This window comes from Robbsia andropogonis (genome assembly GCF_034047095.1).
Taxonomy (GTDB): domain Bacteria; phylum Pseudomonadota; class Gammaproteobacteria; order Burkholderiales; family Burkholderiaceae; genus Robbsia; species Robbsia andropogonis.
This window is the reverse complement of record NZ_CP139164.1, coordinates 494,636-512,245: the sequence shown is the minus strand read 5'-3', so window position 1 is coordinate 512,245 and position 17,610 is coordinate 494,636. Positions and strand designations below refer to the sequence as shown.

Sequence of the window (17,610 nt, the reverse complement as noted above, 5' to 3'; positions counted from 1 at the left end):
GGCCAATCGGCCTGTTTCCACGCCTCGCGTACGCCTCCTCCACATCCTAGACACCTTGATGCCGCCTTGCGTGTTACCCGTGATATCCGACATCGCAATGCCGCACCGGTTTTGTCGAAGAGCCTGCCGTCCTCGCCCGCTGATTTTCAAGCGATGCTGACAATCGCTCGGAAACGCATACTTGCGGCGGATATCCAACATTGGATGCACGCAATACCATGCCCGGCCATTACGTAACATGTTACGTTTTGCATCGTTCTTTTGTATCCGGATAATAAGGGGAATCCCTGTGTGGGTTCGGCGGGTCAGGCCGGATGGCTTGCCACCCAAACCAACGTACACCTCGACAGGCGGCGGGTTTACTTGTCGGCTTTTGTTCCTGAGATTGCGCGGAGTACCTGATGTCCGAGATACTAGAAACCCCCGCTCCGGCGGTCACTCCCCTGCGGCGCCGGTCGTCGATCGTGCTGCTGGAGGCCGTTTACAAGCGCTATGGCACGTTCCAGGCGCTCTCCGAAATCGACCTCGATGTGCAGAAAGGCGAGAAGATCATCATCTGTGGACCGTCGGGTTCCGGGAAGTCGACGCTGATCCGTTGCATCAATCGAATGGAAAAGCATGATGGCGGCCTGATTCAAGTCAACGGCCACGTACTGACCGACAATACGAAGGATATTGCCGCCGTTCGCCGCGACGTCGGGATGGTATTTCAAAGCTTCAACCTGTTCCCCCATCTGACCATCCTCGAAAACTGCACGATCGCTCCCATACACGGCCGTGGCATGAAAGCGGCGGAGGCAAGGGAACTGGCGATGCACTATCTCGAAAAGGTCCGGATTGCCGATCAGGCGCACAAGTATCCATCACAGATGTCGGGGGGACAGCAGCAACGGGTCGCAATCGCCCGTGCCCTCTGCATGCAGCCGAAGGTGATGCTATTCGATGAGCCAACGTCGGCGTTAGACCCGGAAATGGTGAAAGAAGTGCTGGAAACCATGCGCACGCTGGCGGAGGAAGGGATGACGATGTTGTGCGTGACACACGAAATGGGCTTTGCCCGAGAAGTGGCCGACCGCGTCGTCTTCATGGACCAAGGCCATATTGTGGAGCAGTCGGACCCTGAATCGTTTTTTACCCAGCCGAAGAGCGAACGCGCACGCGGCTTCCTTGAGCAGATTCTGCACTAACCTACGTGACATGGGCGTTGACGCTGGCCGTGGCGTCAACGCCTGCGCCATCCCACGTTGGAAGCATCGATTCATCAATATTATTGATACTCGATTACTAAATAATATCGTTTTTCAACAGTAAAACGCATTGATAGAATGCCGCTTGTCAACTGCGTTCCGCGAAAAATTCGCGCGACACCCCCAATGCTTTTACCAGGGCCGACGTAAACCGGTCAGACAATCATGAGCGAAACAACCGCCGCCATTCCGCCATTCCATCTTGCCTTCCCGGTCCATGACATCGCGGTCGCACGTCAATTCTACGGCGAGGTCCTAGGCTGTTCCGAAGGACGCAGTTCCGACGAATGGATCGACTTCAACTTTCACGGACATCAGATCGTCGCGCACTTGGCGCCATCGGAATGTGGTCACAACAAAACCAGCGCGGTGGATGGCCATGGCGTGCCGGTACGGCATTTCGGCGTGGTGCTATCAATGGACGCGTGGCAACAAATGGCAGATCGCCTGGTCGCCGCCAGCACGAAGTTTGTCATCGAACCCTATATCCGCTTCAAGGGTGAAGTCGGCGAGCAGGCGACGATGTTCTTCCTCGATCCGTCAGGTAACGCACTGGAATTCAAGGCATTCAAAAACATCAACTCGCTGTTTGCGAAGTAGGCGCATGGCGCAGAAGCGTCGTGGCAGAATAGACGCTGCGTGTTTTGTTTCCCCTTCTTTTCAGGAAACCCATGCCAGAAATCGAAGCGGCCCCGTCGATCGCCCCGGCCGCCGGTGCCAGTGTGCCGCCCGGCCAAGCGATAGGAGCCACGTCCGCACCGCTACCCGTCGGTACACCTGAGGCGCCGCGCTTGATGCCATCGGGTGACTGCTGTCTGATCGTGGAATTCGGCCAGACGATATCACTTGACGTCAACCAGCACGCCTGCCGCTTCGCAGACCGCGTTCGCGCCAAAGCCATTCGTGGCGTTGTCGATGTCGTGCCGATGTTCGCAGGCGTTGCGGTTCACTATCTTCCGGAACAGATCGTGTGCGGACATGCACACCACGCCGCCGATTGCGACGTGAATGCCGACGAGATACCGTTCGACGCGCTGTGCCGCGAAATGCATGTTCTGCTCACGGCACATGACGGAGGCACCGACATAACCGCGCGCGTTATCGAGGTGCCGGTGTGCTATGGCGGCGAATACGGGCCTGACTTCGATGATGTCGCGCACTCGACAGGCATGGACCGCGACGCGCTCATCGCCGCGCATAGCGGTGCCGATGCGCGCGTCTTCATGGTCGGCTTCGCACCGGGTGCACCCTATCTCGGATTGTGGGACCAGCGCTTCGCACTGCCCCGGCGTGCCAGTCCTCGCATGCTTGTTCCCGCGGGCACGGTATCGATCGCCAATCGACAGACCGTCATCATGCCGCTCGACCTGCCCACCGGCTGGCATCTGCTGGGCCGGACGCCGCTTCGGCTCTATAACCCGAAGGCGGAATCGCCTTTTCTCCTGTCGCCCGGCGACCGCGTCAAGTTCGTACCTATCGATAGCGATACGTTCAAGGCGATTGCCAGGGAGCAACCGGTATGACGATCGATGTCGTGAAACCGGGCATGTTATCCACATTCCAGGACCGGGGCCGATACGGCCACCAACATCTCGGTTTATCAGTGTCTGGTGCAATGGATACGTTGTCGCAGACGTTGGCGAACGTCGTGCTGGGCAACGACGAGAATGCGCCCACGATTGAAATCACAATGCTCGGGCCAGTACTGCACTTCACGGAACATGCCGTCATCGCGCTATGCGGGGCCGATTTGTCCGCCGAGATCGATGGTATTCCCGTCAATCAAGCCGAACCTACCGCCGTGCGTGCCGGCGAACGCTTGACGTTTGGCCGCCGCGTACATGGCGTGCGTTGCTACCTGGCGATACGCGGCGGCTTTGACGCACCGATTTTCATGGGCAGCGCCAGCACCTATCTACGCGGCCGCGTCGGTGGACTTGATGGACGCGCGTTGAAAGCGGGCGACACACTGCGCGCCTGTTCGCACGAGATCGACTTGCCGGCGCTGCCGTTCGAAAGCACGGTCCTGAACGCCCTGCTCAAGGACCGGATAGGTGACACCGTGCGCGTCATGCCGGGACGGGAATGGGACCATTTCGACGATCACGCGCGCGAGACACTGCTTGGCCAACCTTACACGATCACCACGCAGTCGGACCGGATGGGATATCGCCTTGAAGGACCCGTACTCGATCGTGCGACCAAGCGCGACATCCTCTCGGAGGCCATTACCTTCGGCGCGATGCAGGTGCCACCAAACGGTCAGCCCATTGTGTTGATGGCGGAACGTCAAACCACCGGCGGCTATCCTAAAATTGTCCAGGTGATTGGCGCGGATCTGGGTAAACTGGCGCAGTGCGCGCCCGGTGACACCATCCGCTTCGAATTGACCGACCTGCGAACGGCCCAGAACTTACTGCGCGAACGCGCCACGGCGTTGAAGGCCGTGCGCGAAGCCGCCTGGCAGCGCTACACGTTCTGACAACCCGCCGTCGCCATACCAAATCCACACGTGATGTTGCGACGGTGATTTACCCGATATATGCATTCCTTGGGCGACGCGTTCCGGTCAGACAGGTACAGGACCGGTACTTCCGCGTATGACAAATTCCGTCCGTACACGCGGCAAAGCAATACGCGGGCGACCACGTAGTTCGCGCATTAGGTAATCCGCCGAATCCGTGCCCACCTGAACCAGATCGACGCTGACTGTGGTTAATGGCGGTGACAAATGGGCGGCAAAGTCGTAGTTATTGAAGCCGACGATGGAGACGTCTTCCGGCACCCGCAGGCCCGATGCCCGGGCCGCCAGCAACACGCCAAACGCCAGCAGGTCGTTGCCACAGATGATCGCCGTGGGTCGATCGCCTGGTTGCGCCAGCAGCCGCAACATCGCCTCGCGCGACTCTTCCAGACTGAACGCATCCGCGATGACGCGATCGTCAGGCAACGTCAGGCCCGCTTCCGCCAGCCGCTTGCGAATGCCGGCGTTACGCTCGGAGACACGATCGTTGGTCGACGGCGTCCCGACGATCACACCAATGCAGCGATGACCGAGCGCTACAAGATGATCGGCGATCTGATGTCCGACTTCCGCGTTGTCGAATCCCAGACTGGGATGGTCAGGGTCCAGGGACAGCGTCTGGATGCAGGGCGTACGGCTTCGTGCAATGCGCTGCCACATCTTCGGATCGTGCGTGTGCCCCACCACCATCAATGCGTCGATGCCGTGTTCGAGCAGATTTGTCACTTCCTGCAGCTCGAGCTGCGGATCGAACTGTGAACTGGCCAACAACAGCGTGTACCCCTCGTCATGCACACGTTGCTGGAACGCCGTCAGCATGCGCGAGAACGTCTGCGTTTTCAGCGTCGGGACAACCGCGCCAATAGTCTTGCTCCGACGTGACGACAACGCGCGTGCCGCTCCATTGATGACGTAGCCCAGGTCTTCGCAGGCCTTGCGCACGGCGGTGCGCTTATCCTCGCGCACGATGGCCGTACCATTCAACACGCGCGACACCGTCGCGGTGGACACGCCGGCGCGACGCGCGACATCAATCAGGGCAACGCGCGTGAAATCGCCATCGAATGGCGCGGCGGACGGCGATTCGGCAAGTACCGGTGCGGACACCGACGACGGGGCGGATGAAGGCGACGGCACGTCGTGCGTGACATCGGTGGCCGCATGGGACTGCGGCGAACGGGGCGGACGTTTTGTGCTCATGGCAGCGCGATTGTAGCCGATGACGACGGTTTCCACCAAAATCACTTCGACACAACACCGTTCTCGTCAAGTGTTTTTATTACTCGTGAGAACGCTATAAAAAAGAATCGCGCCAGACGCAGGTAGTACCCCGATAAGCCAAAAAATCGACGCGTGATACGATGTCTTATCATAAAAATAGGGGGAGACATGGCAAAGATCACGAAGATACGGACGCTTCGTCTCGCGCAGCGCCCGAAGCTTTTATGGGTGGAAGTAGAAACGGATGACGGGCGAGTAGGCCTGGGGGAAACGTTTCGCGGCGCAACGGCCGCGGAAGCGGTTATCCATGAAGTGGCCAGCGCGCAATTGCTGGGTAAGGATGCGCGGGACATTGCGGCAATCGCGGACGTGATGGGCGCGCCCTATGTGGGGTATCACAGTGCGGGGGCGGAAATTCGCGCCGCCAGCGCGATCGATATTGCGCTGTGGGACCTGCACGGCCAACGCCATGGCATTCCTGTTTTCGAGGCGCTGGGCGGCGCCGCACGTCGGTCCATCCCGGTCTATAACACCTGCGCAGGCTATGACTACAACACCAGCGGTGCCGGTCGCCGTGTCATTGGTGGCGACGATGCGGCAGTCGGGCCATATGACGACCAGATCGCGTTTGAACGCGACGCGGGGGGTCTGGCCGAAAGCCTGCTCTCGGAAGGCTATCGCGCCATGAAGATCTGGCCGTTCGACCGATTTGCAACGGGGGACAGTGCGAATCAACTCAGCACGGAGCAGATCCAGCTCGGCCTCCAGCCGTTCAAGGACATCCGCGATCGGGTGGGCAATAAGATCGAGATCATGTGCGAGCTGCATAGCTTGTGGAATGCCACCACGGCGTTACGCATTTGCCAGGCGCTCGAACCATACGACATCTTCTGGGTCGAGGACCCGATATCGAAAATGGACGACGCCCATGCCCTTGCCGACATCCGGCGCCGCACGCGCGCGCCGATTTGCGCAAGCGAGACATTGTCCGGGCTGCCCGCCTTCCGCAACCTGCTGGCCGCCGATGGCGTGGACTACGTGATGCTCGATTTGGTCTGGTGTGGTGGCTTCACTGGCGCGAGGAAGATTGCGGCGTTGGCGGAAGCGTATGCACGGCCGCTGGCGCCGCACGACTGCACCGGTCCGATTGCGTTGTTCGCCGGTCTGCACCTGGCGTTGCACGCGCGTACCGCGATCTTCCAGGAAGTCGTCCGTGCGTCGCTGTCGACATGGTACGGCGATTTGCTGACAGCGCTTCCCGTGATCAAGGATGGCGTCGTGCTGGCGCCGGATGCACCCGGCATCGGTGCCGCATTGCAACCTAGCGTCAAAACCCGCACCGATTGCACAATCCGCGAAAGCACGGTGTAGCGCGCGGCACCCGCTACGGATGGCACTTGCTTATTTCACTGTATGTTTGTACAGTATCATGGGCGTGCCGCATTATCGAATGAAACCGATGGCGGTAGCGCGAATCTTTCCCTGGTGCATTGCTCTCTCCACAGGCCCGCTATATGAGTCCCGAACAATTGGCCGAAGCCACCCGTCGGTTTCTCGAAAAAAACCCCAAAATTGCCAATCGTATTGATATGGCCGCGATATCGGATGCACGGCAGCACGATGTCAGCGAAGACGAGACGCGCCGCTTTCATATCGAACGCGCGATTGGACAGCAGGCGCGGATGTTCAACCTCGATCCCTACCGCTATCTCCTGCGGCTTGGCGTCGACGATCCAGCCGAGCGCGAGCGCTTGTCCGATGCCTACGACCGGGAAGCGGCGCAGGAGTTGGGAATGACGCTCGAGGAATATCGTAAACCGACGGCGGCTCATTAACGCAAGCCGCGATGATGCGCGAACTGAAAACCTTTCTTGCAGTGGTGCGCTTTGGCACGTTCGCGAGCGCCGGTGCGCATATCGGCGTAACGCAATCGGCTGTCAGCGCCCAGATGCAGCGCTTGGAAGAGGAACTTGGATTCCCCCTGTTTGATCGCACGGGGCGGTCCGCCAGATTGAATGCCGCCGGCAAGCGCGCCGTCACCGTGGCGGAAGAACTGCTGGCTGTCTATGCCAGACTCGCGCATCCCGAGGAAGACAATGAGCAGGGGGGACAGTTACGGGTAGGCGCGATCGCATCGGCGCAAGTTTCCTTCCTCGTCCCGGCGTTGCAGCGTTTTCGCGATGCCGCGCCTGCCTGGCGTGTCCGTCTGATACCAGGCGTGTCGTTGAACCTGCTGTCGATGGTCGATGGAGGCGATGCCGACCTGGCCGTGCTGATCAAGCCACCCTTTGCGATTCCCCCTGAATTGCGCTGGCGTACACTGCGGCGTGAGCCCTATGTCGTACTGGCACCCGCGACGATGCAGGCGGCCGCTTGGCGTGACGCGCTTCGGTCTCAACCCTTTATCCGCTACGACACGGGCTCGTTCGGAGGCCGTCTCGTGGATCGCTTTCTGCGCCGCGCTCGCATCAATGTGCAGGAGATTGTCGAGTTGGACGAGTTGCAGGCCATCGTCGATCTTGTGGCGCATGGTGTTGGTGTCGCGCTGGTACCGATGGCGGCTTCGTTACGCCTTGGTGATGCGGTGCGTGTGCTATCACTCGGCCAAGAAACATTCCATCGTGAAATCGGCATACTCGAACGGAACGTTCAACCGCGCAAAAAGATGTTGGAATGCTTCACGCAATGCGTTGTGGATGCCACGCGGCCAATCGCCGACACCCATACGCGATTCACCAATGACGCACCCTAGCGGCCTGTCGGACACCCCAGTTCGGCCGATAATGCGTGGGCGACGTCAATCACCACGCCTTGGAGCGCCGCCATGCGCTCATGCGGCATATAGGGGGTGGTGCTCGATACGCTGATCGCCGCAACAATCGCATGGCTCGCATCACGAACCGGGGCGGCGACGCAGCGAATGGAGGGTTCGTTATCCTCAAGGTCAAATGCATAACCACCGGCAGCGTAGGTTTGCATCCGCGCCAGCAGGTCTTCTACGCTAGGTCGCGTATGTGCGGGCAGTACCACATCGGCGCGCGGATGCCAGGCGCTGGCGATCCGTGCTAAAGCGTCATCTGGTTCGAAACGGCCGCGCGCGTGGGCAACGCCGGTTCGATGCGATGCCAACGCCGCGACAGTTGCCGCGGTATCAGCATCGTCGTCACGGCCACGCTCCCGCGCATGAGCATCGTCACGTATCGCCGCGCCGCGAAACAGCGCTTCCCATTGCTGGGGGGAATCATCGAGAATCAGTGCCTTTCCAACCCCGGTCAACGCGATGGGCATGCGCTGCCCTACACGCGAGCGCATCTGCAAGCCTTGGCGTCCGGCGATTTTTTCGATATAGAGCACGTCCTCACCGTCACGCACGGCAAGATGGATCGTGTCCCCGGTCAATGCCGCAAGCTTGTCCAGATAGGGCCGCGCGAGCGCCGCCAACGGGATCTGCTCACGCGCCTGGAAGCCAAGCTCCAGCACGCGTGGTCCCAGGAAATATTGGCCACCGCTCACCCGCAAGTAGCGCTCGACCACCAACGTGGATACAAGCCGGTGCGTGGTACTGCGCGTGGTGCCCAGCCGCTCACCCAACGCTTTCAATGAGCGTATGCCGTTGCCCACCGCGTCGAGTACGGCGAGGCCGCGAAGCAAGGTTTGCGCACCGGCAGGAGGTGTCGCCGCGGGCAATGCGGGACGCGCCCTCAACGTTGAGGGCGCTTGCGACAGGTTCTCGCCATCGGTGGCTTCCGTCACAAGGGAGGACGCCAGCCGGCCGCAGTCCATCGCGCTGTCGTCGTCCCCCGCGTGCACGACCTGCGCCTGCATGGACGTATCCCGCACCATCACCATTCAGCCACGCTGCCGTCGGCATGACGCCAAACGGGATTCCGCCAACGGTGCCCTTCCGCGGCACGCGCCCGGACATATTCCTCGTTCACTTCGATACCCAACCCAGGCCCTTGCGGAATGGCAACATAACCGTCACGATAGTCAAAAACCGACGGGTCTTTTACATAGTCCAGCAAGTCATTGCTCTTGTTGTAGTGGATACCCAGGCTCTGCTCCTGGATAAACGCATTGTATGCAACCGCGTCAATCTGCAAGCACGTTGCCAATGCGATCGGCCCCAACGGGCAATGCAGCGCCAACGCAACGTCATACGCCTCGGCCATCGACGCGATCTTGAGCGTCTCCGTGATGCCCCCCGCATGCGATGCGTCGGGCTGGATGATATCGACATAGCCATCGCTGAGGATTTTCTTGAAATCCCAACGCGAATAAAGACGCTCTCCCAGGGCAATGGGCGTCGCACTCAAACCGGCCAGATCGCGTAGCGCTTCATGATGCTCGCTGAGCACGGGCTCTTCGATGAACATCAGGTTGTACGGCGCCAGCGCCTTGATCAACACCTTCGCCATCGGTTTGTGCACTCGACCGTGGAAGTCAACACCAATCCCCACGTGCGGTCCCACCGCTTCGCGCACCGCGGCGACATTCGCTACCGCGAGATCGATCTTGTCGAAAGTATCGACGTACTGCAATTCCTCGGTGCCGTTCATCTTCAGCGCCGTGAATCCGCGTCCCACTGCGGCCTTCGCCGCCGCCGCCGTATCCGCCGGACGATCTCCGCCAATCCACGAGTACACGCGGATACGGTCTCGCACCGGGCCGCCGAGCAATTGATGCACCGGCACACCCAGCGCGCGGCCTTTGATATCCCATAGCGCCTGATCGATACCCGCCAGCGCGCTCATGTGGATTGCACCGCCACGATAAAACCCGGCGCGATACAAGACGTTCCAATGATCCTGAACGTTGCGCGGGTCCTTGCCAATCAGATAATCCGATAATTCGTCAACGGCCGCGGCCACCGTATGCGCCCGTCCCTCGACAATCGGCTCGCCCCAACCAGCGATACCTTCGTCGGTTTCCACCTTGATGAACAGCCATCGCGGCGGCACGATGAATGATGTTATTTTCGTGATTTTCATGTTATGTCGTCTCCTGATCGATCAATTGCGACGTCTTGGTCGGCAATGCCGACAGCCTTGTCTCATACGGCCGGCTGCGTCGTGCGCCATGCCGTCATGAAGCGGTGCGCACGTTGACCCACTTCGGCGGCATCGAGGCCCGGCTTGTACAGCGCGGAGCCAAGGCCAAATCCCTGCGCGCCCGCCTCCAGAAAGGACGTCATATTGTCCGGCGTGATACCGCCAACGGGTAGGAGCGGAACGCTCTTCGGTATGACGGCGCGCCATGCCTTGACGACGGCCGGCCCAAGCAACTCCGCCGGAAACATTTTCAGGACGTGGGCACCCGCGGCCAGTGCAGCGAACGCTTCCGTCGGCGTTGCCACCCCTGGGGCCACGGCAAGCCCCGCATCCCGCGCGGCGCGGATCACGGCCGTATCGGAATGCGGCATGACGATGATCTGGCCACCGGCCTGCGCGATCTTCGCCACATCGTCCGGCGACAGCACCGTCCCCGCGCCAACCATTACCTCTTCGGGCAAGGCCTGGCGCAATGCGGTGATGCTCCGCAACGGCTCGGGTGAATTCAATGGCACTTCGATGATCCGGAAGCCAGCCTCGTAAAGCGACTGACCGATGTCGACCACCTCATCGGGCCTCACCCCGCGCAGAATGGCCACCATGCCGCATGCCTGCATGGCGCGATCCAACATCGGGTGCGTGGAATGGAGTGTCATGCGCAAATCCTTAACTCAAGTGATGGAGGCAACGGGCGCAATGCCAGTCGAAGAACGCGTCTCTGGTATCAAGCCCGCTTCGACGGCGATGCGCCACAGTCCCCGCTCCGTCGCACCGGACAGAATGGGCACGTCATGGCTGACGCCGGCAAACCGGATGGCAGTGGCATACCGCCGACATAGTGCCGCGTCGCCCACCAGGGCAATGCCGCAGTCGAAGGACGCGCGCATGCTTGCAATTTCCTCACCAATCAATAAACCGGACAGGTAATCGGCTTGTTGCGCCGCATCCAACTCGCCGGACAGTCCGAGCGTGCGACAGGAAAACACGTTTGCCAACACCCCTTTGCCATCTTCCGCCAACGCCGTATGCAGGCCACGTTCGAATGCGGCAGCATCGGCGGCAGCGCCCACCGTCATGGTACGCGCCAGAATCGTGTGTCGACTGAATGCGCTGAACGCTTCACCTGTCATGAACGTGTCGAAGTGCCGAATGCGATCGCCTTGCATTCGCGCCCATTTCGAGTGGCTGCCGGGCAGACATAAGAGGACGTCGGCGGCATCCGGGCCAACTTGCGGCAACCCCGACTCAGCGTCGCCTTGCAGCGCGTCCCACTGCAGTAGCGCACCTAGAATTTGCGTCTCTTCGCCCCGCATCACGTTTGGCAATCGTCCGGCTTCACGCCATCCCGGGACCGCCCAGATCGTGCGGCCGTTGCCATGCCTGATAGGCGCCAGTTGTCGCGCCAGATCTGCCGCGGCGGACGGCACCGGCAGGTAAGGTACTTCCTGCCAGCCCTGCGCACTGCCCACCATGCCACACGTAATCACCGGGATATCGGCAGCCAAGCCGGGCCAATCGCCGATGATCCGCTCGAACAGCGCCTCATATCCCGCCACGCCCTGCTTGCCGCTGACCTCGCCCACCTGCATCAAGCCCCACGGCTCCTGTCGCCATGCCAGCACCTGTCCGGCGCAATCAAGCACATAGGCTCGCAGCGACGACGTGCCCCAGTCCAGCGCCAGGAGTGCCGCCTGTGCGAGCGCGCGTTCCGAGCCGCCCGGCATCGATAAGGGTGCAGACCTGTCCACGGGTGCATTTGCCCGCGCCGCTGCATCGTCCAACATCATTCGTCCCCCTTGCTGTTTCAATCTTGCCGCGGCGCACGGCCGTTCGACGATGACGGCTATGCGATGGGATGTGTCTTATAACGCAATTGTACTCAGCCTGCAGATCAATTTACATATAATGAGATCACTTCCCATTATTTGGGATGCAATACGATAAATCATTCGATTTAGGACGCTATCCCCTCGTTTGGATCGCAATCCACGGTTAGGCTAGTCGGACATGTTTTTATGTCTAGGCAATAAGAACGATGTAGCGCCTGTTTCTCTTTCGCGACCGAACGCCCTTCGCGTCACGTCGATTTTCGCAGCGCGCCATTGCAGACGCCGCCCACCGGAGATCCTCACGATGCGTCATCGCTTACCCATGCAGTTTGCCGCTTTGTCACGCCGATGGCGTCCACGCCGCCTCATACATCGGGCTGCGGTACTGTCCCAACAGCGGCGCGCGTCATTACGCTGGACGGCGCGTCGCGTATCCGGCATGACTGCTGCCGCCATCATCGCCGCATGCGGCTTGATGGCAAGCACGTATCACGGCAATAAAGGAGGGCGGGACAGACAGGATGTATTGAGCGCGCAAAAGACGGCGCCGATCTTCGCGGGCGCGTTACTGACGGGGGCGCCCTTCTCGCTCGAAGGACCTGATATGGTGGCACTGGCAACGCGCGCGACACGATTGCAAGCAGCCGCAACAGCCGGCGGACAACTGTCGCAATCGCTCATGGCAGGTTCGGCGGTGCCGGAAGCCGCGCGACGCCTTACGCGTTGCTGGAATCACGCCGCACGTCGCTACCACGTCAACCCATTGCTCCTGATCGCGATTGGTACGGTCGAGTCTCGGTTACACAACAACACGGTCAATATCAATGCCGATGGATCACGCGATTTGGGATTGATGCAAATCAACTCTATTCACTTGCCGCGACTGGAACAGCAAGGGATCACATCGACTATGCTACTGGAGGACCCGTGCGTATCGATCATCACGGGCGCGGAAATCCTTGCCCAGAATGTAAAGCGCCACGGCAATACATGGAATGCCGTGGGCGCCTATAACGCTGGCAGTCGTGCGGATAGGCAGGCGCGGCGGACGCTGTATGCGAACAAGGTGCAACGCGCGTATGGCGCGTTACTTTCGAAGGTCGACCCCGATAACGGCCCAATGCAAGGCGAGATCCCGAAGCGCATCGACACGTCCATCAGCCTTCGCGCGGGTCCAGTGCATCCCGCAATCCGTCACCCAGCAGGTTGAAGCCCAACACGGCGAGAAAGATCGCAATGCCAGGGAAAATAGACATCCAGGGTGCCTGGCTGACGAAATCCTTTGCCGTATTCAGCATCGCCCCCCAAGACGGCGCCGGCGGCAATTGACCAAGGCCCAGGAAGGACAGACTTGCTTCCGCGATGATCGCGGTGGCAACCGTCAGGCTGGCCTGCACGATGATAGGCGGCAATACATTCGGCAGAATGTAGCGGATGATGATGCGACCGTGCCCGAGGCCGATGGCACGCGCGCCTTCCACGTATTCTTCCGCCTTGACGGTGATGGCCTGGCCACGGGTCAGTCGGACGAAACGCGGCATGGCCGATACGCCGATGGCTACCATGGCATTGGTGAGGCTAGGCCCGAGGAAGGCCGCGAGAGCAATCGCAAGGATGAGAAACGGAATCGACAGCAACGCATCGGCAATGCGCGAAATCACCCCATCAACGACCTTGCCGAAATATCCCGCCAGCAGGCCCAGTGGCAGTCCGATCAGCACGGCAATCGCGACGGACACGACGCCCGCGGACAACGATGCACGGGTGCCCCAGATCATTCGGGTCAGTTCGTCGCGTCCCAATTCATCGGTGCCGAACCAATGCGCCGCGGATGGCGCCTGCCGTACGTCCATGAAGCTGGCCTGGACCGGATCGTAATGCGACAACCAGGGCGCGAGAAACGCAACCAGCACCATCAACACTACGATCACGCCACCTGCAACCGCTGCGCGGTTGCGTTTGAATTTGCGCCATGCACGATTTTGCGCGCGTGGCTGTGGAGACTGGCTCGCGTTCGGTCCATTGCCCTTGCCCTGAGAGGAAGGTGGGGGCAGCAACGAAGGAGAAGGAGACGGGGACGAAGAAGTCTTGGTGGCGGCCATCATTGGCGCCTCAAACGAGGATTCAACAACATATACAACGCATCCGCGAACAAATTGACAACGATGAAGCTCAACGCGGTGACCAGCACCACGCCCTGCACCACCGCGTAGTCACGATTGAAAACCGCATCGACGATCAGCTTGCCGAAACCCGGAATCGTGAACACCTGCTCCGTCAGGACCGCGCCAGCCAGCAGCTCGCCAAATAAGAGTGCCAGCACCGTCACTATCGGGATCATCGCATTACGCAAGCCATGCTTGATGACAACCGTTGGCGCACGCAGGCCCTTGGCCCGTGCGGTACGGATATAGTCGGCACGCAACACACTCAACATCGCACTGCGTGTATGGCGCATCAGTTGTGCGCCCAGAGCGGCGCCCAGCACGAACGCCGGCATCAACATCGTCTTGATGCTGAGCCAGAAGTCTTGCCCGGGTGAAACGTATCCGGAAGAGGGTAACAACTGCCACTTCACGGAGACGATAAAAATCAGCAGGATGCCAAGCCAGAAGTTCGGAATCGACATCCCGGACAACGCGACGACATTGGCGACATGATCCAGGGCCGTGCCACGTCTTGCCGCAGACAACACCCCCAGTGGAATGCCGATCAACACGGCAATCAGCATTCCCATCACGGCGAGCTGAATCGTCACCGGCAGCTTCTGCGCGATCAGCGTGGTCACGGCTACCTCGGTGCGAAGCGAGTGGCCCAGATCGCCGTGCAGCACGCCCTTGACCCAGTAGAGATACTGCAGCGGCACCGAATCGTCCATATGGTATTGCGCGCGCAGCACGGCAATGACCTGCGGATTCTGGTCTTCACCCGCCATCGCCAACACCGGGTCACCGGGCAACATCTTCTGCAACCCAAAAATCAGCATCGACACCAGGATCAGCGTGGGAACCGCCACCATCACGCGATTTGCAAGTATGCGCAGCACGAGATGATTACCCCTTGATGCTGACGCCGCGCAAGCGGATCAAGCCATCAGGATAGGCGACAAAACCTTGCACTTTCTTCGATAACGCGAAAGGCCAGGGCTGGTAATACAGATAGGTCAGGGGATCTTCATCGGCCAGGATCTTTTGCGCTGCATCGTATAGTGGCTTGCGCGATGCCACATCCTGCTTGGTCCTTGCCTCGTTAAGCAGCTTGTCGACTTCGGCGTTGCAGTAGTGCCCATAGTTCAGGTTACCGTTGCAAGTCACGAATTGATGCAGGTTGCCGTCCGGGTCCGTCCGTCCCGACCAGCCAAGGTACATTACCTGAAAATCACCGTTATGGGCGGCATTGAGCGCGGCCGCGTAATCAGTCGGCCGCAGTTTCAAGTTGATGCCGGCCTCGGACACCATCGCCTGCAGCATCTGCGCCATTTGACTCGACACGGTGTTATTGCCGAATGTCAATTCCACGTCCACGTGCGTATAGCCGGCTTCCTTCAGCAACGCCTTCGCCTTCGTGACATCGCGCTTCGTCATAGGCAGCGCGGCGTTGAAGTACGGACTGCTTGGCGGTATCGCCTGGTTGGCGGGTGCAAAGATACCGCCACCTATGATCTTGTTGATCGCATCGCGATCAATCGCCAGTTCGAACGCCTGGCGCACACGCTTGTCTTTCAACGCCGCCGTCGCGCCCTTGCCATTGGCGATGTTGTAGGTGAGATTGTATTCACCCAAGCCGCTGACGTTGACCAACTGCAGGTTTGCCGCGCTCTTGACGGCGGCCACGTCGGATGGCGCCAGACGCTCCAGCATATCCAATGAGCCCGAACGCAGATTTGCCAGGCGTACCGTCGTATCCGGCATCGGTTGGAAGATGACTTTCTCGATCGGATAGGCGGCGGCATCCCAATAACCGGCCCATTTTTCCAGTACCACGCGGTCGTTCTGAACCCGCTCGACAAATTTGTATGGACCCGAACAGACAGGATGTGCAGCTACGCCGGCGGCATCGCCCAACGTCTTAGGGGCGAGCATCATGCCGGCGCGGTCGGTCAGCGTTGCCAGCAACGCGGCATCCGGTGCCTTCAGCTTGATAGCCACGGTATCGTCGGAGACGACATCCACGGAGTCCACGGAGGCCAGTTCACTGCGACGATTACTCGACGGCATCGTGCGATAACGGTCCAGGTTCGCCTTGACCGCGGCGGCATTGAATGGCTCACCATCCTGGAAGGTAGCGCCATGACGCAACTTGAAGGTCAATGTCTTGCCATCGGCACTCTGCGACCACGATGTCGCAAGCTTCGGCACGATCTTCAAGTCTGGCGTGATGTCCACCAAGGAACTGCACAGCGAGTTGAATACCATGCGCTCGACCACTTGCGTGCTCTTAGCCGGATCCAGCGTCCCGATATCATCCTGAATGCCGATACGCAGCGTCTGGCCTGACTGCGCGAACGCACCCTGGCTATACAGGATGGCCGCCGCCAGCACCATCCCGACCTTGACTTCGCATTTCACTTTTCTCATGTGCCGCTCATCCCGTGGTATGGGTTACCGAAATCTTCTGCTGCGCCGCGCGATATAACGCAACCCGACGCGACAATGTGGCCGATTGATGCGATGCCAGCGGCACACCGCCGCCAGCATCCTGGATTTCGCGCCAGAAGTGGCAAGCGACGTGATGTACGCCACGCCCGTCTCCTTGCGCACGTTGGCTGACGGGCCGCTCGTGTTTGCACACGTCCCGCACATGGGGACAACGCGTATGGAAACGGCAACCCGGCGGGGGTGCGGTCGGACTCGGTAGTTCACCGCCGAGCGTGCGGCGCGGACCATCTGCGCGCTGCGCCGGACTCGTAACCGGAATTGCCTGTAGCAGGGCCTGCGTGTATGGGTGCAACGGGGTGTCGAACAGTTGATCCACCGGCGCCAATTCAACTATCTCACCGAGATACATCACCGCAACGCGATCACTCATATGCCGGATCACGGCCAGATCATGGGCAACCACGACCAATGTCAATGACAGGTCGTGCTTCAATCGTTCAAGCAGATTGATGACCTGTGCCTGCACTGAAACATCGAGCGCGGAGACTGGCTCGTCGCCGACCACCAGCGTTGGCTCACCCGCCAATGCCCGTGCAATGCCGATACGTTGCCGCTGGCCGCCCGAGAATTCATGGGGAAACCGGTCCGCATAGGCCGGTTGCAAACCCACCGTGCGCAACAAGTCCGCCACCCGCTCCGTACAATCACGCCCTTTCGCCAAACCATGCAGCGCGATCGGCTCGCCAATCAACTGCCCGATCGTCATGCCGGGATTCAGCGAAGCGAAGGGGTCCTGGAAAATAATCTGCATTTCGCGACGTAAGCCGCGCAACGCCGCACCGTTCAAATGCGTGATGTCCTTGCCGCGATACAGCACACGACCATCCGTGACCTCGATCAGGCGCAACAACAAACGTCCGAGCGTGGACTTGCCGCAACCCGATTCGCCGACGATTGCAAACGTCTCGCCCTGCACGACCGAAAACGACACACCGTTCACGGCATGCACGGTAGGCGTGCGCGTGAACATGTGTCGCGCACCGCCAAAACGCTTGGTCAGTTCACGCGCTTCGAGGATAGTCGGCGCGGCGGAAAGCGGCGGTGTCGATGACGCATCGATCATTACACTGCCACGTTGGG

17 protein-coding genes are annotated in these 17,610 nt (G+C 60.1%); 8 read left to right on the top strand and 9 right to left on the bottom strand.

Going from position 1 to position 17,610, the window contains the following annotated elements; all coding sequences use genetic code 11:
- Window positions 1-401: 401 nt before the first annotated feature.
- The 4 genes from SJQ66_RS02175 (at window position 402) to SJQ66_RS02160 (ending at window position 3,729) form a co-directional block, all read left to right on the top strand.
- Window positions 402-1,187 (top strand): amino acid ABC transporter ATP-binding protein, encoded by a 786-nt coding sequence (locus SJQ66_RS02175; protein ID WP_046154115.1) that lies wholly within the window; start codon window positions 402-404, stop codon window positions 1,185-1,187.
- 225 nt (window positions 1,188-1,412) lie between these two features.
- The gene (locus SJQ66_RS02170; protein ID WP_024905358.1) at window positions 1,413-1,847 is read left to right on the top strand and encodes a VOC family protein; all 435 of its coding nucleotides are present in this window, start codon (window positions 1,413-1,415) and stop codon (window positions 1,845-1,847) included.
- 71 nt (window positions 1,848-1,918) lie between these two features.
- A complete protein-coding gene (pxpB, locus tag SJQ66_RS02165) occupies window positions 1,919-2,770 on the top strand; it encodes a 5-oxoprolinase subunit PxpB (RefSeq protein ID WP_024905357.1) in 852 nt (283 codons plus the stop codon).
- Window positions 2,767-3,729, top strand: a complete 963-nt coding sequence (locus SJQ66_RS02160) for a 5-oxoprolinase subunit C family protein (RefSeq protein WP_024905356.1) — start codon at window positions 2,767-2,769, stop codon at window positions 3,727-3,729. The genes pxpB and SJQ66_RS02160 overlap by 4 nt, the downstream gene beginning before the upstream one ends.
- An 87-nt stretch (window positions 3,730-3,816) precedes the next feature.
- On the opposite strand, the gene SJQ66_RS02155 is transcribed toward SJQ66_RS02160, so the two are convergent.
- Window positions 3,817-4,971 (bottom strand): LacI family DNA-binding transcriptional regulator, encoded by a 1,155-nt coding sequence (locus SJQ66_RS02155; RefSeq protein ID WP_320533812.1) that lies wholly within the window; start codon window positions 4,969-4,971, stop codon window positions 3,817-3,819.
- A gap of 189 nt (window positions 4,972-5,160) precedes the next feature.
- Here SJQ66_RS02155 and SJQ66_RS02150 point away from each other — a divergent pair, with 189 nt between their 5' ends.
- From SJQ66_RS02150 to SJQ66_RS02140, 3 genes are all read left to right on the top strand, one after another.
- Window positions 5,161-6,363, top strand: coding sequence for a mandelate racemase/muconate lactonizing enzyme family protein (locus tag SJQ66_RS02150; protein ID WP_024905354.1), 1,203 nt, complete (start codon window positions 5,161-5,163; stop codon window positions 6,361-6,363).
- 143 nt (window positions 6,364-6,506) lie between these two features.
- Window positions 6,507-6,827: a DUF6388 family protein gene (locus SJQ66_RS02145; protein WP_024905353.1), complete on the top strand. Its 321-nt coding sequence runs from the start codon at window positions 6,507-6,509 to the stop codon at window positions 6,825-6,827.
- 11 nt (window positions 6,828-6,838) lie between these two features.
- Window positions 6,839-7,744: a LysR family transcriptional regulator gene (locus SJQ66_RS02140; protein WP_320533811.1), complete on the top strand. Its 906-nt coding sequence runs from the start codon at window positions 6,839-6,841 to the stop codon at window positions 7,742-7,744.
- On the opposite strand, the gene SJQ66_RS02135 is transcribed toward SJQ66_RS02140, so the two are convergent.
- From SJQ66_RS02135 to SJQ66_RS02120, 4 genes are all read right to left on the bottom strand, one after another.
- Window positions 7,741-8,775, bottom strand: coding sequence for an IclR family transcriptional regulator (locus SJQ66_RS02135; protein WP_407691467.1), 1,035 nt, complete (start codon window positions 8,773-8,775; stop codon window positions 7,741-7,743). The genes SJQ66_RS02140 and SJQ66_RS02135 overlap by 4 nt on opposite strands.
- Before the next feature lie 59 nt (window positions 8,776-8,834).
- Window positions 8,835-9,983 carry a galactonate dehydratase gene (gene dgoD, locus SJQ66_RS02130; protein ID WP_024905350.1) on the bottom strand — a complete coding sequence of 383 codons (1,149 nt, stop codon included), beginning with the start codon at window positions 9,981-9,983 and terminating at the stop codon, window positions 8,835-8,837.
- A 62-nt stretch (window positions 9,984-10,045) separates the two neighbouring features.
- Complete coding sequence (locus SJQ66_RS02125) at window positions 10,046-10,699, bottom strand: 2-dehydro-3-deoxy-6-phosphogalactonate aldolase (protein WP_320533810.1); 654 nt, start codon at window positions 10,697-10,699, stop codon at window positions 10,046-10,048.
- 15 nt (window positions 10,700-10,714) lie between these two features.
- Window positions 10,715-11,830, bottom strand: coding sequence for a 2-dehydro-3-deoxygalactonokinase (locus tag SJQ66_RS02120; RefSeq protein ID WP_320533809.1), 1,116 nt, complete (start codon window positions 11,828-11,830; stop codon window positions 10,715-10,717).
- A gap of 346 nt (window positions 11,831-12,176) precedes the next feature.
- On the opposite strand from SJQ66_RS02120, the gene SJQ66_RS02115 reads away from it, so the two are divergent.
- Entirely contained in the window at window positions 12,177-13,082 is a 906-nt protein-coding gene (locus tag SJQ66_RS02115) for a lytic transglycosylase domain-containing protein (RefSeq protein WP_320533808.1), read from the top strand.
- Here SJQ66_RS02115 and SJQ66_RS02110 read toward each other — a convergent pair.
- From SJQ66_RS02110 to SJQ66_RS02095, 4 genes are read right to left on the bottom strand one after another with little or no spacing between them, the layout of a single operon-like run.
- Entirely contained in the window at window positions 13,030-13,974 is a 945-nt protein-coding gene (locus SJQ66_RS02110) for an ABC transporter permease (RefSeq protein ID WP_320533827.1), read from the bottom strand. The genes SJQ66_RS02115 and SJQ66_RS02110 overlap by 53 nt on opposite strands.
- On the bottom strand, window positions 13,974-14,918 hold the full coding sequence (locus SJQ66_RS02105; protein WP_024905345.1) for an ABC transporter permease: 945 nt from the start codon (window positions 14,916-14,918) through the stop codon (window positions 13,974-13,976). Before SJQ66_RS02105 ends, SJQ66_RS02110 begins: the two co-directional genes overlap by 1 nt.
- Before the next feature lie 7 nt (window positions 14,919-14,925).
- A complete protein-coding gene (locus SJQ66_RS02100; RefSeq protein ID WP_407691466.1) occupies window positions 14,926-16,416 on the bottom strand; it encodes an ABC transporter substrate-binding protein in 1,491 nt (496 codons plus the stop codon).
- A 40-nt stretch (window positions 16,417-16,456) separates the two neighbouring features.
- Window positions 16,457-17,593 (bottom strand): ABC transporter ATP-binding protein, encoded by a 1,137-nt coding sequence (locus tag SJQ66_RS02095; RefSeq protein WP_320533826.1) that lies wholly within the window; start codon window positions 17,591-17,593, stop codon window positions 16,457-16,459.
- Window positions 17,594-17,610: the final 17 nt, after the last annotated feature.